This is a genomic window from Kitasatospora sp. NPDC054939 (assembly GCF_053610105.1).
Window position 1 is genome coordinate 31,381 of record NZ_JBSGXP010000045.1, and the last position, 21,788, is coordinate 53,168.

Here is a 21,788-nt window from a genome sequence, read left to right on the forward strand (position 1 = left end):
GGGGCGGTGCTAAGGTGGTTGAAACTTTGACGATCTGGTCTCGATCACCAGGAGCGTGGTGAGCAGCATGCAGTTCGGAATCTTCACCGTCGGCGATGTCACGACCGACCCCACCACCGGCCGCACCCCGACCGAGCACGAGCGGATCAAGGCCATGGTGGCGATCGCCCGCAAGGCCGAGGAGGTCGGCCTCGACGTCTTCGCCACCGGTGAGCACCACAACCCGCCGTTCGTGCCGTCCTCCCCGACGACCATGCTCGGCTACATAGCCGCGCAGACCGAGCGGATCATCCTCTCCACCTCCACCACGCTGATCACCACCAACGACCCGGTGAAGATCGCCGAGGACTTCGCGATGCTCCAGCACCTCGCCGAGGGCCGCGTCGACCTCATGATGGGCCGCGGCAACACCGGCCCGGTCTACCCGTGGTTCGGCAAGGACATCCGCCAGGGCATCCCGCTCGCCGTCGAGAACTACGCACTGCTGCACCAGCTCTGGCGCGAGGACGTGGTCGACTGGCAGGGCCGCTTCCGCACCCCCCTGCAGTCCTTCACCTCCACCCCGCGCCCGCTGGACGGCGTGCCGCCGTTCGTCTGGCACGGCTCCATCCGCTCGCCCGAGATCGCCGAGCAGGCCGCGTACTACGGCGACGGCTTCTTCGCCAACAACATCTTCTGGCCCAAGGAGCACTTCCAGAAGCTGATCGAGCTGTACCGCGAGCGCTACGCCCACTACGGCCACGGCACCCCCGAGCAGGCGGTCGTCGGCCTCGGCGGGCAGGTCTTCATGCGCCGGAACTCGCAGGACGCGGTGCGCGAGTTCCGCCCGTACTTCGACAACGCGCCCGTGTACGGCCACGGCCCCTCGCTGGAGGAGTTCACCGAGCAGACCCCGCTCACCGTCGGCAGCCCGCAGGAGGTCATCGAGAAGACCCTGGCCTTCCGCGAGTCCTTCGGCGACTACCAGCGCCAGCTGTTCCTGATGGACCACGCCGGCCTGCCGCTGAAGACCGTCCTGGAGCAGCTGGACCTGCTCGGCGAGGAGGTCGTGCCGGTCCTGCGCGCCGAGTTCGCCAAGGGCCGCCCGAGCGAGGTGCCGGACGGACCGACGCACGCCGCCCGGGTCGCCGAGCAGCAGATCACCCGTCAGCAGGCGGTCGAGCAGCAGGCCGCGGAGCAGCAGGTCACCGAGCAGCACAAGGCGGAGGTGGCGCCGTGACCGGGCTCGTCGTCATCAGTGCGGGCCTGAGCAAGCCGTCCTCGACGCGGCTGCTCGCCGACCGGCTCGCCGAGTCCACCGTCCGCTCGCTCGGCCACGGCGAGGTCACCGTGGTCGAACTGCGGGACCTCGCCACCGAGATCGCCCACAACTTCGTCACCGGCTTCCCCGGCGCGAAGCTGCGCGCGGCCCTGGCCGCGGTCACCCGGGCCGACGCGGTGATCGCGGTGACCCCGATCTTCACCGCCTCCTACAGCGGTCTGTTCAAGTCCTTCTTCGACGTCCTCGACAACGACGCGCTCACCGGCAAGCCCGTGCTGATCGCCGCCACCGGCGGCACCGCCCGGCACTCGCTCGCCCTGGAGCACGCCGTCCGCCCGCTCTTCGCCTACCTGCGGGCGGTCGTCGTCCCCACCGCCGTCTACGCGGCCACCGACGACTGGGGCGGTGCGGGCGACGCCCACACCGACGGCCTCCCGGCCCGCATCGACCGGGCGGCCGGCGAACTGGCCGCCCTGCTCGCCGGACGCCCGGCGGCCGTCCCGCACCAGCAGACCCCGGGCGTGGTGCCCTTCGAGCAGCAGCTCGCCGCCCTGCGCCCCTGACCTCCCCGCCCCGCCCCCTCGGGCCCCTGCCGGACCACCTCCGGCCGGGGCCCGGGGCGTTCCGACAACCCTCCCGGGGCTCTGCGGGGGCGCGCCCGGGCCGGGCCGGGCACCGGCCCCCCGGTCGGGCGGCGCCGCGTGTTGACCGCGCCGAGCCGTCCGCTCTGCGGTCAAATGGTCCGCGTGACGGCGCCCCGACCCCGTTGGACCCTGGAGCCACCCATGCCACCCGAACCGCAGGCCGTCCTCGCCCCGCTCACCAGCGCGGCGGTCTTCCTCGTCCTCACCGTCGACCCCGGCGGCGAACCCGCCGTCCGCGACCTGCTGCCCGACCTCGTACCGCTGCAGAAGGCGGTCGGCTTCCGCGCCCTCGAAGGCCGGCTCAGCTGCGTCACCGGCATCGGCTCCACCGCCTGGGACCGGCTCTTCGCCGGCCCCCGCCCCGCCGGGCTGCACCCCTTCACCGCACTCGCCGGCCCCCGCCACCGGGCCCCGGCCACCCCCGGCGACCTGCTGTTCCACCTCCGCGCCACCCGGCTCGACCTCTGCTTCGAACTGGCCGCGCAGCTCACCGGCCGCCTCGCCGGCGCCGCCACCGTCGTCGACTCCGTGCAGGGCTTCCGCTACTTCGACGACCGCGACCTGCTGGGCTTCGTCGACGGCACCGAGAACCCCGTCGGCCGCGCCGCGTACGAGGCCGTCGTGACCGGCGACGAGGACCCCGGCTTCGCGGGCGGCAGCTACGTCACGGTGCAGAAGTACCTGCACGACCTGGACGCCTGGAACGCACTCACCGTCGAACAGCAGGAGCTGGCCGTCGGCCGGACCAAGCTCACCAACATCGAGCTGGACGACGACGCCAAGCCCGCCGACTCCCACGTCGCCCTCACCTCGCTGCCGGACGCCGACGGGCGGGCGCAGGAGATCGTGCGCAGCAACATGCCGTTCGGATCCTTCGGCGGGGGAGGGGAGTTCGGCACGTACTTCATCGGCTACTCGCGCAGCCCGGACCCCACCGAGCTGATGCTGCGCAACATGTTCCTCGGCGACCCGCCGGGCAGTGGGCACGACCGGCTGCTCGACGTCTCCACGGCCGTCACTGGCGGGCTCTTCTTCGTGCCCTCCGCCGACTTCCTCGCCGCACCGCCCGGACCGCCGACGGCTGGTGCCGCCGCGCCCACCGCCTCCGCGCCTGCTGCCGAGCCGGTTCCGGTGGCCGCCGCCGTCGCACCGGGCGCCGCCGACGGTTCGCTCGGCATCGGCAGCCTGAAGCGGACGCCCTGACCCGCACGCGGCCCCCGAGCGGCCACCCGACCCGAGCGGCCACCCGAAGCGGCACCACCCACCCCGAGCGGACCCCCGACCTGACGAGGACCCCCTGAAAGGGACGCCCCCACCATGAACAACCTGCACCGCGACCTCGCCCCGATCTCCGCCGCGGCCTGGGAGGAGATCGAGGAGGAGGCCCGCCAGACCTTCACCCTGCACATCGCCGGCCGCCGCGTGGTCGACCTGAGCGGACCGGACGGCACCACCCTCGCCGCCGTCGGCACCGGCCACCTCACCGGCATCGACCCGCCGACCCACGGCGTCGTCGCCCACGCCCGGGACGCCCGGCCGGTCGTCGAGCTGAGAGTCCCGTTCACCGTCGACCGCACCGCCGTGGACGACGTCGAACGCGGCGCCGAGGACTCCGACTGGCAGCCGGTCAAGGACGCCGCCCGGACCGTCGCCCTCGCCGAGGACCACGCCGTCTTCGACGGCTACCCGGCCGCCGCGATCGAGGGCATCCGGGCCGGCGCCTCCAACCCGCCCGTCCGACTCCCCGCCGACGTACGGGAGTACCCCAACGCCGTGAGCCGGGCGCTGACCGCACTGCGACTCGCCGGCGTCGGCGGGCCATACTCGCTGCTGCTCGGCGCGGACGCCTTCACCGCCGTCAACGAGACCTCCGACCACGGCTACCCCATCCACAACCACATCGCCCGGCTGCTCGACGGCGAGATCATCTGGGCGCCCGCCATCGAGGGCGCCCTCCTGCTCTCCGCCCGCGGCGGCGACTTCGAACTGCACCTCGGGCAGGACCTCGCCATCGGCTACCTCGCGCACGACGAGACCACCGTGCAGCTCTACCTCCAGGAGTCGCTGACCTTCCTGCTGCACACGCCCGAGGCCGCCGTCGCCCTCACCGGCGCCTGACGGCGGACCGCGGGCGCGGCATGATGGCAGGCATGCCGCGCCCGTCCGCCCTCCCGCTCCTCTTCCTGGACGTCGACGGCCCGCTGATCCCCTTCGGCGCCACCCGCGACCAGCTGCCGAACGGCTACCCGCTCCACCGGGGCCCGTCCTCCGCCGCCTCCGCCGCGGCCGGCAACCCGCTGGTCGCCCGGATCGACCCCGCGCTCGGCCCCCGGCTCGCCGCACTGCCCTGCCGACCCGTCTGGGCCACCACCTGGCTCGCCGACGCCAACGCCTGCATCGGCCCGTGGCTCGGCCTGCCCGACCTGCCCGTCGTCGACTGGCCCGAGCGGCCCGCCCCCGAGGACGCCTGGTCCGGCCTGCACTGGAAGACCCGGCGGCTGGTCGCCTGGGCCGCCGGCCGCCCGTTCGCCTGGGTCGACGACGAACTCACACCCGCCGACCGGGTCTGGGTCGCCGCCCACCACCCCGCCCAGGCCCTGCTCCACCGCGTCGACCCGGTCACCGGCCTGCAGCCGGAGGACTTCGCCGTGCTGGACGCCTGGCTGCGCGCCGTCCGGGCCTGAGTACGCGTACTCATGCGCCGGACGCCGAGCCCGGACGAGGCTGTTCGCATGCCACGGAACGGTCGCCCCCTCGGACTGCTGCTCGCCCTTGCCCTGCTCGGGACGGCCGCCACGGCCTGCACGGACGAACGCGGCGACGACGAGGTGCGCGGCCTCGCCCGCTCCGCGGAGGCGCAGGCGATGCGGGCGCAGGCCGAGCAGCGGATCCGGGAGGCCGTCGCCCGGCTCACCGCCGTCGACGGCCTGGAGCACGCCCGGACCGAGCTGGTCGACAGCTGCGGGCGGCCGTCCACCGGCTCCTTCCTCTTCCCGGAGCACCCCGAGCACGCGCTCAGCTGCCGGCTGACCGCCACCGCCTGGTTCGGCGTCCGGTCCCCGCTGGTCGAGGTCCTGCCCCGGATCCGCGCCGCGGGCGTCGCCACCTGGGGGCTGCAGGACGCCAACGGAGAGGACGCCGCGTATGCCGCCGGTACGGTCCGCTACGCCGTCGAGTACGTCCGGAACGCGGGCCGCGACCCGGACGGCGGGCTGATGCCCGGCCCCGACCTCACGGCGCCCGGCACCACCCTCACCTGGGACCGGCCCGAGCCGCTGCCCAACACCGTGGCGGAGCCGCTCCCGCCCACCGCGTCCGGCTACTGGTTCCGGCACGAGAAGACCCCGGCGGACCCGCCCGCCGTCCGGTCGGTGCGCGAGAAGTACGGCACGGTGCTGGCCCTGCAGATCGGCGGCGTCCCCGGTGCCGCCGACTACTACACCGTGCCGCGGCACCGCTGACCGGGTGTCGGCCGTTGACCTGCGGGGATGCGACTGGCAGGGTCGGTCGTCGTGCCTACCTTCACCGCGTACGACGGAACCCTGCTCGCCCACCGCGTCTCCGGGGAGGGCGCCCCGCTCGTCTGCCTGCCCGGCGGACCGATGCAGGACCCGGCCTACCTCGGCGACCTCGGCGGCCTGGCCGCCGACCGCCGGCTGATCACCCTCGACCTGCGGGGCACCGGAGGCTCGGCCGTCCCCGCCGACCCGGCGAGCTACCGCTGCGACCGGCTCGTCGACGACGTCGAGGCGCTGCGCGAACACCTCGGGCTGGAGTCGGTCGACCTGCTCGCCCACAGCGCCGGCGCCAACCTCGCCCTGCGGTACACCGAACGCCACCCGGAGCGGGTCGGGCGGCTGGCGCTGGTCACCCCCAGCACGGTCGGCGCGGGGGTCACCGTTTCGGGCGAAGTCCGGCGCGAGGTCGCACGGCTGCGCAGGCACGAGCCGTGGTACCCGGCGGCGTACGCGGCCCTGGAGGCGCTGACGGCGGGCAAGGGCTCGCCGGCGGCGGCAGCGGCCATCGCCCCGTTCTTCTACGGCCGTTGGGACGACGCGGCCCGCGCCCACAAGGCGGCCGAGGCCGAACAGCGCAACGACGAGGCGGCGGCGGTCTTCGGCAGCGAGGGCGCCTTCGACCCGGCCGCGACGCGGGCCGCGCTCGCCCGGTTCGCGGGGCCGGTCCTGGTGCTGGCGGGGGAGTACGACCTCAACTCGCCCGTGCAGGCGCTGGTCGAGATCGCCGAACTCTTCCCGAACGCCCGCCTGGAGGTCCAGCCCGGCGCCGGCCACTTCCCCTGGCTCGACGACCCCCGCGAGTTCCGCCGAGCCGTCGCCCGATTCCTCGGATGACGCCAGGTCAGAGCGGGTGCGCGGGCTCGGGGACAGGGTCGGTGTACGGATGAGGTGTACGCGACTACGGTGGTCCCCCGGGGGAGGTTGACGAGTTCGGCCACGCGCAACGGCTCTTCGGCATGCCCTCGTTCGCAACGGAACGATCAGGAGTCACGTGTGGCTGTCAACTATTCGCTCGACGGTGTGGAGCTGACCACGGATCGCCTCGTGCTGCGCCCGTGGACCGAGACGGAACTCGCGGCGGTGATCGACGACCGGCAACTGGGGCACTGGGCAGCGGACTTCCCCTCCGAGGGCGACCGCGTCATCGCCGGCTACGTGGCGAAGGACCCCGAGGTCCGCGCCGGCGCGTTCGGTCAGCGCCAGATCGTGGAGCGGGAGAGCGGCGAGGTCGTCGGCGCCATCGGCCTGTTCTGGCCGCCGGTCGAGGGGGTCGTCGAGTTCGGCTACGGCGTGGTCGAGTCCCGCCAGGGACGCGGCTACGCGACCGAGGCGGCGAAGGCGATAGCCGAGTTCGCCCTCACCGCCCCGGGCGTCACGGCCGTGAGCGCCAACGTGGAGCTGACCAACCCCGCCTCGGTGCGCGTCCTGGAGAAGGCCGGCCTGCAGAAGGCGACCCTGGAGGGCGACCTGGCCACCTACCGCCTGCCGGCGCAGTAGGAGTAGCGGCCGAGGGAGATCGGGATCGGCGGCGGGCGACCCGTCGCGGATCCTTTCGAATCGACACCCCTCCGCGGGAGTTCGCCGTCGCGCACGCACGCGCCCGACCGGAACGCCCTACCCTTGACCCATGGCGATGGCTCTTGATCCGGCGCTTCCGGTGGGCAAGCGCATCAAGCTGTTTCGTGAACGTGCGGGCAAGTCCCGTGCAGTGCTGGCCGGTCTGGTGGGGCGATCCGAGGCATGGCTGAAAGCCGTCGAGACCGGCCGCCTCCTTCCGCCGAGACTGCCGATGCTGGTGATGCTCGCCGAGCATCTCGGAATCGACGACCTGTCATTGCTGACCGGCGACGTCTCCATGCCGAGAGCCCTCTTCTCCGGCGCCGAGCACCCGGCACTCTCGGTGGTGCGAAGGGCCGTCGACAGCGCGCCGTTGGGAATGGCCGATGGTCCCGCGCCGAGTGTCGACCACGCCGAAGCGCTGCTGGCGAGGGCCTGGCAGTCCAGGGACAGCAGGGGCGACCACCGAACGGCACTGGGCGACCTGCTTCCGTCGCTCGTGACCGTCGCCTCGGCAGCGGCGTCGCACCCCGCGTGCGAGGACCGGCGCCGGGCCGAGGCCCTGTACGCGTCGGCGCTGAACCTGGTGCAGATGTTCGCGGCCTACCAGGCGGACGGGAACCTGGTGTGGCGGGTGGCCGAGCGTTCGCTGGCGACGGCCCGCGCGTCGGGGGACCGTGCGGCGGTCGCCCAGGCGTGCTGGTTCCTGGTCGAGGCGTTCCGGGCCTCCGGTCAGTGGGACAGCGCGCAGGCACTCACCGAGGAGTGCCTGCGGCTGCTGGAGCGGTCCCCGCTCACGTCGCCCCTGTTGGCCGCGTCCTGGGCCGGGATGGCCTTCCAAGCCGCCCTGACGCACGCCCGGGCCGGCGAGGCGGGCGAAGCCTGGGGCTGGTTCGACCGCGCGGAGGAGGTGGCCAGGACGCTGCCTTCGGGCTTCTGGCATTCGCCGACGTCCGCCTCGGCACAGGTCGTCCCGGTGCACGCCGTCTCGGCCGCCGTCGAACTCCGGCAGGCGGGCACGGCCCTGCGCTGGGCCGACCGCCTCCCCCCGTCGGCCATTCCTGCGCGCCCGCGCCGCGCCCGGCACCTGGTCGACGTGGCGAGGGCACACGCGCTCCGGAACGAGCACGAGGACGTGGCCGCGCGTCTCGCCCAGGCCGTCCAAGCCGCGCCCGAGACGACCCGGTGGAACAACGAAACCCGCGCTCTCGTGCAGGACTTGCTCAACGGACCGGCCTCCGTCCGCCCGGCGGCCCGCGAGCTGGCCGAAGCAACGGGCGTGACGGCCTGAAACGTAGGGGTACAGACCGTATCCCTTGAGCACTCTGAGTGTCCGTAACTTCTCCAGCAGTTACGGACACTCAGTGCATTGCGAGGCCTGCCGAATGACCCTGCCCGACCGGCGACAGCACCGCCGCCGACTCCCCGGATACGGCGTCCGATGGGACGCCGATGCCCGGCTGCTCCGCGTCTGCAACGAGCTGACCGGGGAGTGGCTGCGCGATCCCGACGGCGGCCTGGCCGGATTCACCTCCTTCACCAAGGCCGACATCGCCTGGCGCTCCTTCCAGCCGCGCGGGCAGGGGCCCGACCGTGCACCCCGGATCTGATCACCTGGGCACCGCGGCCCGCCTCCTCTGGTGGCTGCTGTTCGCGGTGCTCGTCCTCCTCGCCTTCCACCGCCGCACCAGGCCACCCGACTAGGAACCGCACGTGAGCACGCCCACCACCCTCACCGCCCTCGCCGTCCTCCGCGACCAGCACGGCCGCCTGCTCCTGACCACGCCGCCGGACCTCAACGGCCTCCGCCTCCCCGGCGGTCCCGCCGCGCCCGGCGAACCCCCGCACGAGGTCGTCGCCCGGCGCCTGCACGCCCTCATCGGCCTGCCGATCCGCCCGACGTACCTGCTCGCCGTCGACTGGACCTCCGACGAACTGACCCTCCTCTTCGACGCGGGCACCGTCACCGCCGCGCCGACCGTCCCGCCGGGCGTCCGCCTGGTGCACGCCGCCGACCTCCCGAACGCCATGAGCCCGGCCCAGGCCGCCCGCCTCCAGCAAGCCCTGCTGGGGCCCCGACTCCCGCTGCTCCTGCACGGCCAACGAGCCGGGTAGGCCGTGTCCTGCCCGATCGGGCAGGACACGCTGCCTCCGCATGCCGCTCGCGGCGGCGTCGGACGGCCCACGGTGCCGTCCGTCTGCGACGATCGCGGGGACGGGGTGGAGCGGGGAGAGGTGCGAGGAATGATGGGTCTGGTTCTGGTCGGGGTCCTGGCGCTCGTCGTCGGGGGTTGCGTGTGCGTGGTCTGGGCCGACCGCGGCGGCCCCCGCTGGGTGCGCGGTGTGGCCGCGGTGACCCTGGCCGCGGGCGAGTTGGTGCGGGGGGCGCAGAAGAGCCGCCGTCGTGGCCTCGACCGCAGCGACACCTCCGGTGACAGCGGCGACGGGGGCTGACCGGAACCCGCTTGAGTCGGGCGGGTCAGGCCGGGCGGAGTACGGGGTCGATCGTCACCAGGACCGCGAGCAGCGCCCGGGCCCCCGCGGCGGTGCGCTCGTCCGCACCCCGCGCCAACTCCTCGCTCAGCGGGGCTGCTCGACCTCGTCGGGTGCGGCCCAGCAGTGCACGGTGACCGTCTGGTGCGGACCCCACTCGTCCTCGACGGTGGCCAGCAGGCTCCAGCCCGCGCGCCGGTACAGCTCCGCCGCGGCGGTGTCGGTGGCCAGGACGTCCAGGACCGGGTGCAGGCCGTCCGCCCGCGCTGCTCGTACGGCCTGGGCCAGCAGACGGGCGCCGATGCCGTGGCCGCGCGCCTGCGGGGAGACGTACAGCCGGCTGACCACCGCCGCCGCTTCGACGGGCCGGCCGGTGCGGCGGCTCCACTCCTGCGGTGCCAGGTCGCCGGGAGCGCTGCGGCAGAGGCCGACGTGGCCGACCACACGGCCGTCGAGTTCGGCGACCCAGGTGCCGAGGCGGGACGGCTGCGTCAGCCACAGCTGCGGATCGTCCGGCCAGTTCACGGGGTAGCCGTCGCCGTCGTGCACCGCGCGGAGTACGCGGACGCAGGCGTCCAGGTCGGTCTGCTCCCGTGGGCGGATGCGGCTCTGGTCGTTGATCATCGGAGCACCCAATCACACGTCGCGCCCCGTGTGCCTACTCCGGGAACAGCGCGGCCAGCGAGGGGAGGCGGGGGTCTCCGCGTCGTCGTGGACGTCGAGCTCCTCGCCCATGTCCGGCTCCTTCCCGCCGGCGGCGGGGGTTCCGTGGTCATGCGCAGCCTTCCGGCAGGCGGGTCCGACAGTCGCTGCGTGGGAAGTCGGCCGGTCCGACTTCTCACGGGTCGCGCCCTCCGTGCGTCGCGCCCTCCGTGCGTCGCGCCCGAACCGTTCGGGGCCGGCCGTGGTCGGGCGCGGTGATCCAGGTCACACGGGCGGGGTGCATAGCGGGCCGGGTGCCGATGTCTTTCCAGGAGTGCAGGTGTTCGAACGATGGGGGGTGCCGGTGCGGAAGTCACAGGCAGACGGCTTCGACGAATTCGTGGCAGCGCGGTGGCCGGCGCTGTTCCATCTCGCACGCCTGCTCACCGGCGGAGACAGACACCGGGCGGAGGATCTGCTGCAGGAGGCGCTGGTCAAGCTGTGGTTCGCGTGGTCGAGGGTCGCCGACGAGGCGCCGGAGGCCTATGTGCGGCAGGTCATGGTGCGGGCCGCGGCCCGGTCGGCCCGTCGGCGGTGGTGGGGCGAACGTCCCACCGAGCAACTGCCGGAGGCGGCCGACCGGACCGACCTGGCGAGCGTCGTCGAGGAGCGCACCCGCCTGGAGGAGGCGCTCGCGCTGCTGCCGGCCCGGCAGCGGGCCGCGGTGGTGCTGCGTTACTACCAGGACCTGGGGGAGCGGCAGGTGGCCGAGACGATGGGCTGCCCCGTCGGGACGGCCCGCTCCCTGACGTCGCGCGGAGTGGCGAAACTGCGGCAGGTGTTGTCCGAGGCCGGGGAGCCGGTGCGGTGATGGAGAGACAGATGGATCACTTTGAACAGGAGTTGGCGAGGATGATGCGCGAAACGCAGGAGTTTCCCCCGTTCGAAGCGCGGCACCGGGAGCGGCTGCTGGCCGGTGTGAAGGCCCGCCGCCGTACGCGGGTGGCCCTGATGGCGGGCGGTTCGGCGCTGCTCGTGGCCGGTGTGGGACTGCCGGTCGCCTTCGCCGGCCAGGGCGGCGGGGCACCCGCTCCCGGGCCGGCCGCGACGGTCGGTGGGCCGAGTCCGTCGGCGAGCCCGTCGTCGGGTTCGTCGGGCAGCCCGACCTGGGGGCCGACGCAGGGTCCCTCGGACGGTCCGTCCGGGAGCCCGACGTGGGGGCCGTCCACCGGTCCTTCGGGCGGTCCGACGTGGGGTCCGTCGAGCGGCCCCTCGGGCCACCCGTCCGGCGGTCCGACCTGGGGGCCGTCGAGCGGTCCTTCGGGTGGTCCGTCGGGCAGCCCGACGTGGGGCCCGGGCGGCGTTCCTTCGGGCGGTCCGTCCGGGAGCCCGACGCGGGGGCCGTCCACCGGCCCGTCGTCCGGTCCTTCGGGCAGCCCGACGCAGGGGTCGTCGAGCGGTCCCTCGACCGGACCGTCGTCCGGGCCGTCCGGTGCACCGACCTGGGGCCCGTCCAGCAGCCCGTCCGAGGGTGCGGGGCCCGGCTGGAGCTCCCGGCCGAGCGGCGCGGCCTCGGCCGGAGCGGCCGTCCCGTCGGCCTCCGCGACCCGGTAGGTACCTCCAACCCGGTAGGTACCTGCGACCCGATAGGTGCCTCAGGTCCGGTAGGTACCTGCGACCCGGTAGGCGCCTGCGATCCGACAGGTACCCGCGGTCCGACAGGCACCCGCGGTCCGGACGGTGCGGCCACCCCCGCGCCGTCCGGCCGCCGGTGGACCCGTCGGTCCGGAGGGTCAGAGCAGCGGCTGCTGCTGCGCCCAGGTGTAGAGGCGGCGGGCACTGTCGCCGAGGCGGGTGGCGTACAGCGTGCCGGGCTGCCCGCCCGCGAGGTCGTCGGTGGTGGTGGTGACGCCGACGACGGTGCCGGTGCCGGTCCGGGCGTCGAAGCGTGCCAGGTGGGGTCCGCCGCTCGCCCCGTGGGACATGTCGCAGGTCCCGCCCCACAGGAGGGGGGCCTTGGGCCCCTGCCGGGCCGGGCCGGCGCAATGGATCATCCGCGATCCGGCGTACTCGGCGGCGGGATCGTTCAGCCGGTCCTTCGGATATCCGAAGGTGTGGAGGAACTCGCCCTCGACGGGCTCGGTGAACGCGATCCGCTGGCTCCCCGTGACGTCCGCGATCCGCCGTCCCCCGGCCGCCGGGTTCGCCACGAGGATTCCCGTGTCGTACCCGGCGGCGGCGACGGACTCCGACGTCGTGCTGCCCGGGTCCGCGTCCCAGCGGGAGGAGGTGGCCATGGACTTGATGCTGAAGCCGCCGAGCGGTTCGGTCCCGTTGCGGTAGCCGGGCACGAAGTAGAGGTTGTGGTTCCAGGTGCCGGCGGCGGCGGGATCGCCGACGCCCCGCAGGCAGTGCGCGGCCGTGATGACGGTGCTGCGGTTCGCGCTGTGGACGACCGTGGCGGTGCAACTGCCGTCGTAGCCGTCGGAGAAGGTGAAGAAGAGCCGGCCTGTGCTCCTGTTCACCGCTCCGCCGTGCGTCCACACGGACCCGGGGTCCGGCGTGTTCGCGGGAGGCCGGTGCGGGTCGTCGGGCGTGTTGTCGTCCTCGGGTACGGGGGTGATCTCGGGGACCATCGCGCCGGCCAGCTTCATCCGGGTGGGGGTCCAGTAGGCGTCGATCCGGCTGTGCTCCCGTGCGGTGGTGGCGCCGGCATGGGTGGTGAGGGGATTCGGGTCCGCGGCGACGGCCGTGGACGGCAGCAGCACCGCCGCGGCGGTGGCGCTCAGCAGGAGGGCGCCCGTAGCGGCGAGGGTGCGGGGGAGTGTTCGGTGGGTGGCTGACATCGTTGCCATTCCTGGTCGGGGACGGGTCGTTGCGAGGGACGGCCGCGAGCGGGCGGCGGGGCCGCTCCCGGCGGTCGGGGGCGGCCCCTGAGTGCGGGGCGGTCCCTGGGCACGGGGCCCGCGGCCGCCACGACTGCCGTCGGGACGGCGCGGGTGCCCGCCCGGCTGCGGACCCTGTCGTGGCGGCCGGTGGTTCGGCCCCGTGCATGCGGCACGTGTCGGACGGTAGGGGCGGGAGGTCAAGGTCCCGTCCTGAGCGCGTTTCATCCGTTCGTCGATGGCGGCAGGTTTCGGTAACGGGCGTCGCGCCCGTGTATCGGCGCCGGGATCCGGCCGCTCCGGGCGGGACGATCCGAACCGGGCCCGTGGGCACCGGAGTCGGGGCGCCGGTGGACCCACAGCGTGGGCCGAAGAGCCGATCAGTGGTCAGAGGTCAGAGGGCAGAGGTCAGAGGTCAGTGGTCGGCGGTCAGTCGTCGGTCGTCAGAGGTCAGAGGTCAGCGGTCGACGGGCGCGGCCGGGGCCCGGTCGGCGGGTGTCCCGTCGGCCGGTGCGCCGGGCGGCACGGCGTCCGGTACGACGCCTGCGGCACCGCCCGCGGCACCGCCCGCCGGCCGCACCGCCGGCCGCCCCGTCGGGACGAGGACCGTGGCGGCCAGCCCGAGCGCCAGCGCGCCCGCCGCCAGGAAGCCGCCCCACGCCAGGGCCTCGGTCATCGCCTCCTTCGCCGCCGCCGCGACGGGCCCGGTCCGCGGGTCCGCGGCCAGGGGGGCGATCGCGGCGCCCGCGCTGTCGGTGACGGTCCGGGCGAGTTCGTCGGCGGACGCCTCGGACAGGCCGGAGGCGGTCAGCCGTTCGCGCAGGCCGGAGCCGAGTGCGGTGAAGAAGACCGTGGTGAGGACGGCGATGCCGAGGGCGGAGCCGAGTTCCCGGAATGCGCTCTGGATGCCGGATCCCTGGCCGGCGCTCTGCTCGGGCACGTCGGCGAGGACCACGTTGGTGACCTGCGCGGTGGCGAACCCGACGCCGACGCCGTACAGGAAGAGGGGCAGGGCGACCGACCACCACGGGGCGTCGGTGGCGGCGATCAGCGCCAGCCAGACCAGTCCGGCGGCCTCCAGGGCGAGTCCGATCCGGACCTGCCCGAGCGGGGTGGTCCGGGACGTCATCCCGAAGCTCGCGCCGCTGGCCGCGAAGCTGCCCACGGCCAATGGGACCAGGGCGAGGCCGGCGTCGAGCGCGCTGTAGCCGAGGGTGAACTGCAGCCACAGCGGCAGTACCGCGATGATCCCGAACTCCCCGAGGCCGATGACGACCGTGACGATGTTGCCGTTGCGGAACGAGGGGACGGCGAACAGCCGCACGTCCATGAGCGCCCGCGAGGCGTCGCCGCCCCGGCCGAGCGAGGCCTGCCGCCGGGCGAACGCGGTCAGGACGACGGCCGAGGCGAGCAGCGCGACCAGGGCGGGCGAGGGGCCTGCGCTCCAGGTCAGGCCGAGGACGTCCAGCGGTTGGACGGTGGCGAGCCAGCCGTACGTCCGGCCCTCGACCAGGCCCAGCGCGAGCAGGCCGAGTCCGAGGACGGAGAGGGCCGCGCCGGTCGTGTCGATCCGGCCCCGGGTGCGCGGCGAGCGGTCGAGGAAGGCGGTCGCGCCGACCGCGATCAGCACGGTGAGCGGCACGTTGATGCCGAACGCCCAGCGCCACGACGCGTGTTCGGCGAGCCAGCCGCCGAGCAGCGGGCCGAGGGCGGAGGCGGCGCCGATGGTCGAGCCCCAGACGGCGAACGCCTGGGCGCGGGCCTTGCCGGTGAAGCCCGCGTTCAGTAGGGCGAGCGAGGTCGGCAGGATCATCGCTGCTCCCACGCCCTGGAGGAAGCGGGCCAGGACGAGCAGGCCGCCGGTCGGCGCCAGGCCCGCGAGCACGCTGGTGGCGCCGAAGACCAGTGCTCCGGCGGTGAAGACCCGGCGCGCGCCGACGAGGTCGGCGATCCGGCCGACGAGCAGGAGCAGCGCCGCGAACACGATGGCGTACGACTCCTGGATCCACTGGACCTGGGCGGAGCTGACGCCGAGGTCCTCGACGACCGGCGGGACGATCACGTTGACGATGGTGGCGTCGACCACGATCAGGGCGACGCCCACGGAGACCACGAGGAGGCCGAGCCAACGGCCGGCGGGGTGGAGAGCACTCACAAACTACCTCCATGGTGAAGTAACTTCATGATGAAGGTAATTTGGAGGCGGTAGGTTGTCAAAGACGTCCTGCCCCACCGGCCGCCGGCAGGAGAGACCGGCAGGAGACGGCGAGAAAGGGCACCCCATGGAGGAGTCGCAGGCATACGGCGACATCGCCGAACGGCGCGAACGGCTCGCCAAGGGGCTCCGCGCCTACGGAGCGGGCTTCACCGAACTCGGCCGCCGCTTCGCCGTCCTGCTCGGCGTGCACTCCACCGACGCCTTCGCCCTGATGGAGATCGCCTCCGCCGAGGAGGCGGGCGCGCCGCTCTCTCCGGTGCAGCTCGGCAAGCGCATCCCGCTCTCCTCCGGCGCCATGACCGCCCTGCTCAACCGGCTGGAGAAGGCGGGGTACATCACCCGCAGCCGCGAGCACACCGACCGCCGCATCGTCACCCTGCGCAGCAGCCCCCGGGTGAAGGAACTCGCGGACGAGTACTTCGGCGCCCTCAACCGGCGCCAGGACGCCGTCCTCGCCCAGTACCCGCCCGAGACCCTCCACCAGTTCGAGGCCCTGCTCGCCCAGCTGAGCGACACCGTGGACGCCCACCTCGCCCCCTGACGCCGGGCCCCCTGACGCCGGGCCCCCTGACGTCGAGACCGTTGACGTCGAGACCGTTGCGCCCGGGCGGCGTCGGGCGCCCCGGGCGCGGGTACGTCAGGCGCCGGCCCGCCAGGCGCTGCGCGGTGCGACCGCGCCCGGCCGGGCCGCCCGGTGGCGGCGGACCGCGTCCCGGTTGGCGCAGAGCGGGGTGCAGTAGCGGCGGCGGCCCGTCCGGGAGGTGTCGGCGAAGACCGTCGAACATTCGGTGACCGCGCAGCGGCCCAGTCGGTGGAGGCCGCGGCCGACCAGGTGCAGGGCGGTGCCGACGGCGATCAGCGAGGCGAACACCGCACCGAACGGCTGCCGGTCGTCGCGGTGGTGCAGGTGCCAGCCGCTGCCGGCGTGGTCGGTGAGCCGGGGGTGGGAGGTGGTGACGGCGAGCATCGCGTTGAGCCGTTCGGCCCGCTGCTGCTCGCCGTCGGCGTCGACGACCGCCTCCCAGGCGTCCAGCGCGGCCATCGCCTGCACGAAGTCGGCCGGGGTGACCGGCTGTTCGAGCACGAGCCCGGCGGCGTGGCAGCGGTCGGCGAGTTCGCGGTGGTCGGCGGGCCGGCGGTTGGCCAGCTCGGCGGCGAGTCCGACGACGTCGTGGCCGTAAGGGTTGAGGTGCACAAGGGCATGACACCACGCTGCTGGTCATGACACAACGCACCAGGAACGACAGGGGAGTTCGGCGCGCTTCGGCCTCCCCGCACTTCCGCTGGGCGGTGCTCGGCATCGCCACCTTCACCCAGGCCGCGACCGCCTTCTTCGTCCAGGGCATCGGCGCCATGGGCGTCCTGCTCCAGCGCGAACTGGGCATCGGTACCGCACAGTTCGGCCTGCTCGCTCGGCCGCCCAACTGGTGCCGCTGGTGGGCCTGTTGGTGGCCGGACTGCTGCTGGACCGCTACGACGAGCGCTGGGTGGTCGGGATCGGCGCCTGCTCGGTGGCCGCCGCGCTGGCGGCGGGCGCCCTCGCCACCGGCTATGCCGCGCTGCTCACCGTCCTGCTGGTGGTGGGCGCGGGGTACAGCACCGTCCAACCGGGCGGCAGCAAGTCGGTCGCGTCCTGGTTCGACGCCTCGCAGCGGGGGCTCGCGCTCGGCATCCGCCAGGCCGGACTGCCACTGGGCGCCGCGCTCGCCTCGCTGGTCATGCCCGTCCTCGCCGAGCGGTACGGGCTGCGGACGGCGCTCGCGGCCGGCTCGCTGGTCGCCCTGGCGGGGGCGCTCGCGTTCATGGGCGGCTACCGCCGTCCGCCCGCCGCGCCCCCGACCCCGGCCCCCGGGCAGGCCGACCCCGCCGGCCCGTCCGGCCCGGTGGCACCGGCCGGCGGCGGGCTCGGGGCGCAGCTCGCCGGGCGGCTGCGGATGCTGCGGGAGCCGTTCATGAGCCGGGTGCTGCTCTCCGGGACGAGCCTGATCGCGGTGCAGGTCGGTACCGGCGTGCTGACCGTGCTGTTCCTGCACGAGCGGGCGGGCCTCGCGGCCGGGACGGCGGCGCTGGTGCTGATGGCCTCGCAGGCGGCGGGCGTGGTCGGCCGGATCGGACTGGCGGCCTGGAGCGACCGCGGCCGTGGCGGGCGGCAGGCGACCGTGGCGGGCTGCATGGTCGCGGTGATCGCCGGGATGGTCGCGCTGACCACCCCGCTGGGGAGTTCGCCCGTGGCGGCCTCGCTGCTGTTCTGCTGGCTCGGCTTCTTCGGGCTCGGCTGGTACGGCCCGTGGGTGGCGCAGCTGACCGAGTCCGCCCCGCCGGAGCGGACGGGCTTCGCACTGGGGCTGGCGATGTCGGTCAACCAGGTCGTCATCGTGCTGGTGCCGCCGGGCCTCGGCCTGCTGCGGGACGTCACGGGCGGCTTCACGGCCGGATGGTGCCTGCTGAGCGCGCTGACGGCCGGGGCGCTGGCGGCGGTCGCCCGGGTGGACCGCGGACGCCCGCCGCACCGGCGGGAGCGGGAGTCGGAGCGGGAGCCGGAGCAGGCCCGGCGCGACCGCGCCCTGGCCTGAGCGCGACCCGACCCGGGCGGGCACCGACCCGGGCGCGCCCCCCGGACCTGCGCGGGCACCGGCAGCGGCAGGTGAGCCACCAGGGCGGGCAGCCGGGGTGAGCCGCCAGGGCGGGCAGCCAGGACGGGCAGCCACCGCTGCTCCCTACGCGGCGCAGCACGGCGCGTCGACGGAGTCGGCCCGCAGGTGCCCGCGTTCACATACATGCATGCACGTATGTATGCTGCGAAGCGGTGAAGTCCACAGGAGGGGGAGCCCGATGAACAACCGGCTCGTGCAGCAGGTGCGCCGGATCGAACCGACCGACCCGGTCGCCACCGCCCGGCGGTACGACTACGCCGACGCCTTCGAACTCAGGCTGCCCGCACCGGACGTGCACGCGCCGGAGACCTGGGTGCGGGCCGGCCTCGACGGCACGCCGAAGTGGGTGGACCGGATCGCCGCGATGCTGGGGATGGGCGGGGCACCCGCCGGATCGACCGAGGAGGTGGGCGGGTTCCGGCTGGTGGAGTCCAGGACCGATATGGTCCGTCTGGAGACGTCCCTGCCGCTGATGCACGTCGTCGTGGTGGGCCGCCTGGTCGCGCCGGACCGGAGGGTGTTCACCAGCGTGCTGTACTACCGGCGGCCGGTGCTCGCCCGTCTCGTCTGGGCGGCCGTCGGCATCGGCCACCGCCGGGCGGCCCGGCAGTTGATCACACGCAAGGTATGAGCCGCGAGGTATGAGGGTGCGAGGGTATGAGTGACGAGACGCGGACGCGGCCGACCCAGGCCGACCGCAGGGCCCGGACCCGGGCGGCCCTGCTCGAATCCGCCGCACGCGGGCTCTCCCGGTACGGCTACGGCAACCTCGTCCTGGAGCAGGTGGCCAAGGACGCCGGGTACACCCGCGGTGCGCTCTACCACCAGTTCAAGGACAAGCAGGACCTCACCCTGGCGGTGATGGAGTGGGCCCTGGCGACCTGGGACGACGAGGTGGGCCGGGCCGTCGAGCAGCAGCCGGACCCGGTCGCGGCGCTGCTCGCCCTCGCCCGCGGCCACGCGGTCTTCTGCCGGCGCGACATCGCGCGGGTGGCCGTCGCCCTGCGGCTGGAGTTCGCGGGCCAGGACCACCCGGTGGGCAGGGCGGTGGAGGAGGGCTACGCGGAGCTCACCGCACTGTGCCTGCGGCTGATCCGCAGCGGGCGCCGGGCGGGCGCCATCCCGCCCGGCCCGCCCGCCAGGGCCCTCGCGCTCGCCCTCATCGGAGCCCTGGAGGGGGTGGTGATCGCCCTGGCCGGTGAGGCGCGGCACGACGAGCGGCTCGCCGCCCGCACCGTCGCCGGCGTCCTCGGGCTCGACCCCGCGTCGGTCGGGGACCGCTGAGCGGGCCTCCCGGCCCGGGGCACGGCAGCGCGCCGGGGGTACGGCAGCGTGCCGGGGGTGCGGGAGGGGACGCCTCCCGCACCGCCCGGCGCGTGGGTGGGTCAGACTCCGAAGTTGAGGCCGTACAGCGAGCGGACCTGCTCGGCCGTGACGAAGTCCATCGGCACCGTGCCCAGCACCGGCCGCTGCGCCCGGTCGAGCGCGCCGAGGTACGTGCGCAGCTTCGGGGCGATCGCGTCGGCGGCCTGGCGCGGCCACAGGCCCCAGCCGGAGCTGGAGGTGAAGGTGATGAAGAGCCGCTGCGGGTCTCCGGCCGCGCGGGCCGCGTCCAGGTGGGCCGAGACGCCGGGCCACTTGCGGGAGTGCAGCTCGAAGATGGTGCCGATGTCGTAGTCGTCCGCGATGTCGGTACGCGGGCCGCCCCATCGCAGGCCCGGCAGCGCGGAGTTGTCGGCGAGCAGCACCACCCGCCCGCGCACCTCGCCGAGTTGTGGGATGCGGTCCTCGGTCCACAGCAGGCCGGGCCAGCGCCGCCGGTAGTCGGCGAAGAGGGTGCCGAAGACCGCGTCCGACTCCGTCGAGTACTCCTGGCGGACCCGCATGACCAGCGTCTCGCCCGGGTGGGCGGCGAGGAAGTCCCGGCACTGGTTGAGGACGTCGCCGAAGAAGATCTTCTGGAAGACCGGGCCGTGGTGGATGGCGAACACGCCGTCGATCACCCGGCAGCGGATGTCCAGGAAGCGCACCCCGGCGGCGAACTGGGCGGGCAGGCCGAGCGTCTGGGTCTGCGCGAGCGCGCCGCCGTACAGGGCGCAACTGTCGTGCGTGCCGGGGATGGTGAGCCGGGAGAGCGGTGCCTGGGCGGGGAGGGCGCCGAGCCAGTCCGCCCCGGCCGGCAGGGCCCGGGCGCGGGCGTGGGAGCGGGCGGTGCCGGTGGCGAACCCGGCGGCGGTGAGGCCGGCCAGCAGGGCGGCGCGGCCGAAGGTGCGCCGGTCGAGGGCGGTGGCGGGCGCTGCGGGTCGGGGTGCGGGCTGCGGTGCGGGCGTCGTCACGGACACGTACTGGTACCCCCGTCGGTGGTCGTGGTCCGATGCAAGTGAGGTGCGCATGACCATTGTTGACAGGGTGTCTCGCTTTGCCCAGGGGTCGGACGGCACCGAACGCGGAACCGGCACCGACGGCCCCCGCGTCCTCGCCCGTACGCCCCGACGGCAACCCGCACCCCTCAGCCCCAGTCACCCGTCCCCGAACCGCACCCGACGACGCACCCGACGACGCACCAGAGAAGGCGAGCGCACGGTGGACCAGCACCGGCCCGACGGCCCGACGGCCGCACCCGCCGCCACCCGCTGGGTGCGCGGCCTCGGCGCGGGCGGCAGCACGCTGACCGTGCTCGCCGCCCTGGTCGCGGCGCTGCTGCTCGGCCACCGCGCCGTACCGAACGCCGTCGGCCGGTTCGGCAGCCTGCTGGAGACCTTCCTGCCCTGGCTCGGCCTGGCCGTGCCGCTGCTCCTGGCCGCCGCCCTGCTGCGCCGCTCGCTCGCCGGCCTCTGCGCCCTGCTGCTGCCCGTCGCCGCCTGGGCGGGGGTGTTCGGCGGCCGGCTGCTGCCCGTACCGGACGGCGCCGGGCCCGGCCTCCTGGTCGTGCAGCACAACCTCGCCGACGACAACCCCGACCCCGCGGCCGCGGCCCGCGCCCTGGCGGCGGTGGGGGCCGACCTCGTCGCCCTGGAGGAGTTGACACCCGACGTCCTCCCCGCCGTCGCGGCCGTCCTCGCCGGGCGGTACCCGCACCACGCCACCGCCGGTACCGTCGGCCTCTGGTCCCGGTACCCGCTCGCCGACGTCCGCCCGCTGGACATCCGTCCACCGGGCGTCCCCGAGGACTGGCAGCGCGCCCTGCGGGCCACCGCCCGCACCCCGTACGGCGAGGCGGCCGTCCTGGTCGCCCACCTGCCCTCGCTCCGGTGGGGCCCGCGCACCGGCCTCGGCTCGGCCCGCCGCGACGACAGCGCCGCCCGGCTCGCCGCCGCGGTGGACGCCGAGGCCCTGCCGCGGCTGGTCCTGCTCGGCGACCTCAACGGCAGCACCGACGACCGGGGCCTGCGCCCGCTCACCGGCCGGCTGCGCCCGCCCGCCGCCGGCCTCGCCCCCAGCTGGCCGGCCGGCCTTCCGCTGGTCCGGATCGACCAGGTGCTGGTGCGCGGCGCCGCCCCCGGGCGGATCCGCACCCTGCCGCCGACCGGCAGCGACCACCTGCCGGTGGCCGTCCGGATCCGCTTCTGACCGGCCCGGCGGGGGCCTGCCGGGGGGCCGAAGGGTACTGAGTTCCTTTACGCGGGGTACTGAGTGCCGTATTCTCTCGAACGAGCCTCTGACATCCGTCGAAGAGCGCCGACACGGCATCCCGGTTCAGGTGCGGCTGCTGTCCGCAGCAGCCCGCGCGGGGCGTCCTGGCACTCAGTACCCTCGGCACCATCTGAGGCCCTGGACCAGCAGCCCGTACAGGAGAACCGACCATGAGCTTGAGGATCGTCGTCTGTGTGAAGTACGTGCCGGACGCGACGGGTGACCGTCGTTTCGCGGACGACCACACCACCGACCGGGAGGGCGTGGACGGCCTCCTGTCGGA

General features: G+C 74.5%; 23 protein-coding genes and 1 pseudogene. 19 read left to right on the forward strand and 5 right to left on the reverse strand.

All coding sequences use genetic code 11. From position 1 onward, the window contains the following. Nucleotides 1–67 precede the first annotated feature (67 nt). From ACWGB8_RS15515 to ACWGB8_RS15570, 12 genes are all read left to right on the forward strand, one after another. On the forward strand, nucleotides 68–1,219 hold the full coding sequence (locus tag ACWGB8_RS15515; protein WP_452213905.1) for an LLM class flavin-dependent oxidoreductase: 1,152 nt from the start codon (nucleotides 68–70) through the stop codon (nucleotides 1,217–1,219). Continuing rightward, nucleotides 1,216–1,824 carry an FMN reductase gene (locus tag ACWGB8_RS15520; RefSeq protein WP_452213907.1) on the forward strand — a complete coding sequence of 203 codons (609 nt, stop codon included), beginning with the start codon at nucleotides 1,216–1,218 and terminating at the stop codon, nucleotides 1,822–1,824. The genes ACWGB8_RS15515 and ACWGB8_RS15520 overlap by 4 nt, the downstream gene beginning before the upstream one ends. Before the next feature lie 222 nt (nucleotides 1,825–2,046). Then, nucleotides 2,047–3,108 carry a Dyp-type peroxidase gene (locus ACWGB8_RS15525; RefSeq protein WP_452213909.1) on the forward strand — a complete coding sequence of 354 codons (1,062 nt, stop codon included), beginning with the start codon at nucleotides 2,047–2,049 and terminating at the stop codon, nucleotides 3,106–3,108. Nucleotides 3,109–3,222: 114 nt separating this feature from the next. Further along, complete coding sequence (locus ACWGB8_RS15530; protein WP_452213911.1) at nucleotides 3,223–4,023, forward strand: family 1 encapsulin nanocompartment shell protein; 801 nt, start codon at nucleotides 3,223–3,225, stop codon at nucleotides 4,021–4,023. 23 nt (nucleotides 4,024–4,046) lie between these two features. Continuing rightward, a complete protein-coding gene (locus ACWGB8_RS15535; protein WP_452213943.1) occupies nucleotides 4,047–4,589 on the forward strand; it encodes a hypothetical protein in 543 nt (180 codons plus the stop codon). Nucleotides 4,590–4,637: 48 nt separating this feature from the next. Further along, the gene (locus ACWGB8_RS15540) at nucleotides 4,638–5,366 is read left to right on the forward strand and encodes a hypothetical protein (protein ID WP_452213913.1); all 729 of its coding nucleotides are present in this window, start codon (nucleotides 4,638–4,640) and stop codon (nucleotides 5,364–5,366) included. A 51-nt stretch (nucleotides 5,367–5,417) separates the two neighbouring features. Beyond that, nucleotides 5,418–6,257: an alpha/beta fold hydrolase gene (locus ACWGB8_RS15545; RefSeq protein ID WP_452213915.1), complete on the forward strand. Its 840-nt coding sequence runs from the start codon at nucleotides 5,418–5,420 to the stop codon at nucleotides 6,255–6,257. Nucleotides 6,258–6,416: 159 nt separating this feature from the next. Beyond that, complete coding sequence (locus ACWGB8_RS15550; RefSeq protein ID WP_452213916.1) at nucleotides 6,417–6,920, forward strand: GNAT family N-acetyltransferase; 504 nt, start codon at nucleotides 6,417–6,419, stop codon at nucleotides 6,918–6,920. Nucleotides 6,921–7,050: 130 nt separating this feature from the next. After that, nucleotides 7,051–8,271 (forward strand): helix-turn-helix domain-containing protein, encoded by a 1,221-nt coding sequence (locus ACWGB8_RS15555; RefSeq protein WP_452213918.1) that lies wholly within the window; start codon nucleotides 7,051–7,053, stop codon nucleotides 8,269–8,271. A gap of 94 nt (nucleotides 8,272–8,365) precedes the next feature. Then, complete coding sequence (locus tag ACWGB8_RS15560; protein ID WP_452213919.1) at nucleotides 8,366–8,590, forward strand: hypothetical protein; 225 nt, start codon at nucleotides 8,366–8,368, stop codon at nucleotides 8,588–8,590. Between the two features lie 103 nt (nucleotides 8,591–8,693). Then, nucleotides 8,694–9,095, forward strand: coding sequence for an NUDIX domain-containing protein (locus ACWGB8_RS15565; protein ID WP_452213921.1), 402 nt, complete (start codon nucleotides 8,694–8,696; stop codon nucleotides 9,093–9,095). A 129-nt stretch (nucleotides 9,096–9,224) separates the two neighbouring features. Then, nucleotides 9,225–9,434, forward strand: coding sequence for a hypothetical protein (locus tag ACWGB8_RS15570; protein ID WP_452213923.1), 210 nt, complete (start codon nucleotides 9,225–9,227; stop codon nucleotides 9,432–9,434). Between the two features lie 126 nt (nucleotides 9,435–9,560). On the opposite strand, the gene ACWGB8_RS15575 is transcribed toward ACWGB8_RS15570, so the two are convergent. Beyond that, on the reverse strand, nucleotides 9,561–10,097 hold the full coding sequence (locus ACWGB8_RS15575; RefSeq protein ID WP_452213925.1) for a GNAT family N-acetyltransferase: 537 nt from the start codon (nucleotides 10,095–10,097) through the stop codon (nucleotides 9,561–9,563). Nucleotides 10,098–10,479: 382 nt separating this feature from the next. Between ACWGB8_RS15575 and ACWGB8_RS15580 the strand changes: the two genes are divergently transcribed. Continuing rightward, a complete protein-coding gene (locus tag ACWGB8_RS15580; RefSeq protein ID WP_452213945.1) occupies nucleotides 10,480–10,986 on the forward strand; it encodes a SigE family RNA polymerase sigma factor in 507 nt (168 codons plus the stop codon). A gap of 922 nt (nucleotides 10,987–11,908) precedes the next feature. On the opposite strand, the gene ACWGB8_RS15585 is transcribed toward ACWGB8_RS15580, so the two are convergent. After that, nucleotides 11,909–12,961, reverse strand: a complete 1,053-nt coding sequence (locus tag ACWGB8_RS15585) for a trypsin-like serine peptidase (RefSeq protein ID WP_452213927.1) — start codon at nucleotides 12,959–12,961, stop codon at nucleotides 11,909–11,911. A 496-nt stretch (nucleotides 12,962–13,457) separates the two neighbouring features. Continuing rightward, nucleotides 13,458–15,155, reverse strand: a complete 1,698-nt coding sequence (locus tag ACWGB8_RS15590; RefSeq protein ID WP_452213928.1) for an MFS transporter — start codon at nucleotides 15,153–15,155, stop codon at nucleotides 13,458–13,460. Nucleotides 15,156–15,282: 127 nt separating this feature from the next. Here ACWGB8_RS15590 and ACWGB8_RS15595 point away from each other — a divergent pair, with 127 nt between their 5' ends. Beyond that, a complete protein-coding gene (locus ACWGB8_RS15595; protein WP_452213930.1) occupies nucleotides 15,283–15,759 on the forward strand; it encodes a MarR family winged helix-turn-helix transcriptional regulator in 477 nt (158 codons plus the stop codon). A 96-nt stretch (nucleotides 15,760–15,855) separates the two neighbouring features. Here the strand turns inward: ACWGB8_RS15595 and ACWGB8_RS15600 are convergent, their stop codons facing one another. Continuing rightward, nucleotides 15,856–16,413: a CGNR zinc finger domain-containing protein gene (locus ACWGB8_RS15600; protein ID WP_452213932.1), complete on the reverse strand. Its 558-nt coding sequence runs from the start codon at nucleotides 16,411–16,413 to the stop codon at nucleotides 15,856–15,858. Between the two features lie 241 nt (nucleotides 16,414–16,654). On the opposite strand from ACWGB8_RS15600, the gene ACWGB8_RS15605 reads away from it, so the two are divergent. The 3 genes from ACWGB8_RS15605 to ACWGB8_RS15615 all read left to right on the forward strand — a co-directional run bounded on the left by ACWGB8_RS15605 (nucleotide 16,655) and on the right by ACWGB8_RS15615 (nucleotide 19,156). After that, nucleotides 16,655–17,791, forward strand: coding sequence for an MFS transporter (locus tag ACWGB8_RS15605; protein ID WP_452213934.1), 1,137 nt, complete (start codon nucleotides 16,655–16,657; stop codon nucleotides 17,789–17,791). Between the two features lie 259 nt (nucleotides 17,792–18,050). Next, complete coding sequence (locus tag ACWGB8_RS15610; RefSeq protein ID WP_452213936.1) at nucleotides 18,051–18,503, forward strand: hypothetical protein; 453 nt, start codon at nucleotides 18,051–18,053, stop codon at nucleotides 18,501–18,503. 26 nt (nucleotides 18,504–18,529) lie between these two features. Beyond that, complete coding sequence (locus ACWGB8_RS15615) at nucleotides 18,530–19,156, forward strand: TetR/AcrR family transcriptional regulator (RefSeq protein WP_452213938.1); 627 nt, start codon at nucleotides 18,530–18,532, stop codon at nucleotides 19,154–19,156. A gap of 101 nt (nucleotides 19,157–19,257) precedes the next feature. On the opposite strand, the gene ACWGB8_RS15620 is transcribed toward ACWGB8_RS15615, so the two are convergent. Further along, nucleotides 19,258–20,265 carry a phosphatidylinositol-specific phospholipase C gene (locus ACWGB8_RS15620; RefSeq protein ID WP_452213940.1) on the reverse strand — a complete coding sequence of 336 codons (1,008 nt, stop codon included), beginning with the start codon at nucleotides 20,263–20,265 and terminating at the stop codon, nucleotides 19,258–19,260. Nucleotides 20,266–20,455: 190 nt separating this feature from the next. On the opposite strand from ACWGB8_RS15620, the gene ACWGB8_RS15625 reads away from it, so the two are divergent. Together ACWGB8_RS15625 and ACWGB8_RS15630 are read left to right on the forward strand one after the other, a co-directional pair. After that, on the forward strand, nucleotides 20,456–21,442 hold the full coding sequence (locus ACWGB8_RS15625) for an endonuclease/exonuclease/phosphatase family protein (protein WP_452213942.1): 987 nt from the start codon (nucleotides 20,456–20,458) through the stop codon (nucleotides 21,440–21,442). A 233-nt stretch (nucleotides 21,443–21,675) separates the two neighbouring features. After that, nucleotides 21,676–21,788, forward strand: a pseudogene (locus tag ACWGB8_RS15630) (electron transfer flavoprotein subunit beta); the annotation flags it as partial.

Coding starts and splice junctions, on each gene's coding strand:
- ACWGB8_RS15575 (WP_452213925.1), bottom strand. CDS start 10,097: ATGATCAACGACCAGAGCCGCATCCGCCCACGGGAGCAGACCGACCTG.
- ACWGB8_RS15540 (WP_452213913.1), top strand. CDS start 4,638: ATGCCACGGAACGGTCGCCCCCTCGGACTGCTGCTCGCCCTTGCCCTG.
- ACWGB8_RS15530 (WP_452213911.1), top strand. CDS start 3,223: ATGAACAACCTGCACCGCGACCTCGCCCCGATCTCCGCCGCGGCCTGG.
- ACWGB8_RS15615 (WP_452213938.1), top strand. CDS start 18,530: ATGAGTGACGAGACGCGGACGCGGCCGACCCAGGCCGACCGCAGGGCC.
- ACWGB8_RS15570 (WP_452213923.1), top strand. CDS start 9,225: ATGATGGGTCTGGTTCTGGTCGGGGTCCTGGCGCTCGTCGTCGGGGGT.
- ACWGB8_RS15525 (WP_452213909.1), top strand. CDS start 2,047: ATGCCACCCGAACCGCAGGCCGTCCTCGCCCCGCTCACCAGCGCGGCG.
- ACWGB8_RS15620 (WP_452213940.1), bottom strand. CDS start 20,265: ATGCGCACCTCACTTGCATCGGACCACGACCACCGACGGGGGTACCAG.
- ACWGB8_RS15585 (WP_452213927.1), bottom strand. CDS start 12,961: ATGTCAGCCACCCACCGAACACTCCCCCGCACCCTCGCCGCTACGGGC.
- ACWGB8_RS15595 (WP_452213930.1), top strand. CDS start 15,283: ATGGAGGAGTCGCAGGCATACGGCGACATCGCCGAACGGCGCGAACGG.
- ACWGB8_RS15535 (WP_452213943.1), top strand. CDS start 4,047: ATGGCAGGCATGCCGCGCCCGTCCGCCCTCCCGCTCCTCTTCCTGGAC.
- ACWGB8_RS15560 (WP_452213919.1), top strand. CDS start 8,366: ATGACCCTGCCCGACCGGCGACAGCACCGCCGCCGACTCCCCGGATAC.
- ACWGB8_RS15515 (WP_452213905.1), top strand. CDS start 68: ATGCAGTTCGGAATCTTCACCGTCGGCGATGTCACGACCGACCCCACC.
- ACWGB8_RS15610 (WP_452213936.1), top strand. CDS start 18,051: ATGAACAACCGGCTCGTGCAGCAGGTGCGCCGGATCGAACCGACCGAC.
- ACWGB8_RS15555 (WP_452213918.1), top strand. CDS start 7,051: ATGGCGATGGCTCTTGATCCGGCGCTTCCGGTGGGCAAGCGCATCAAG.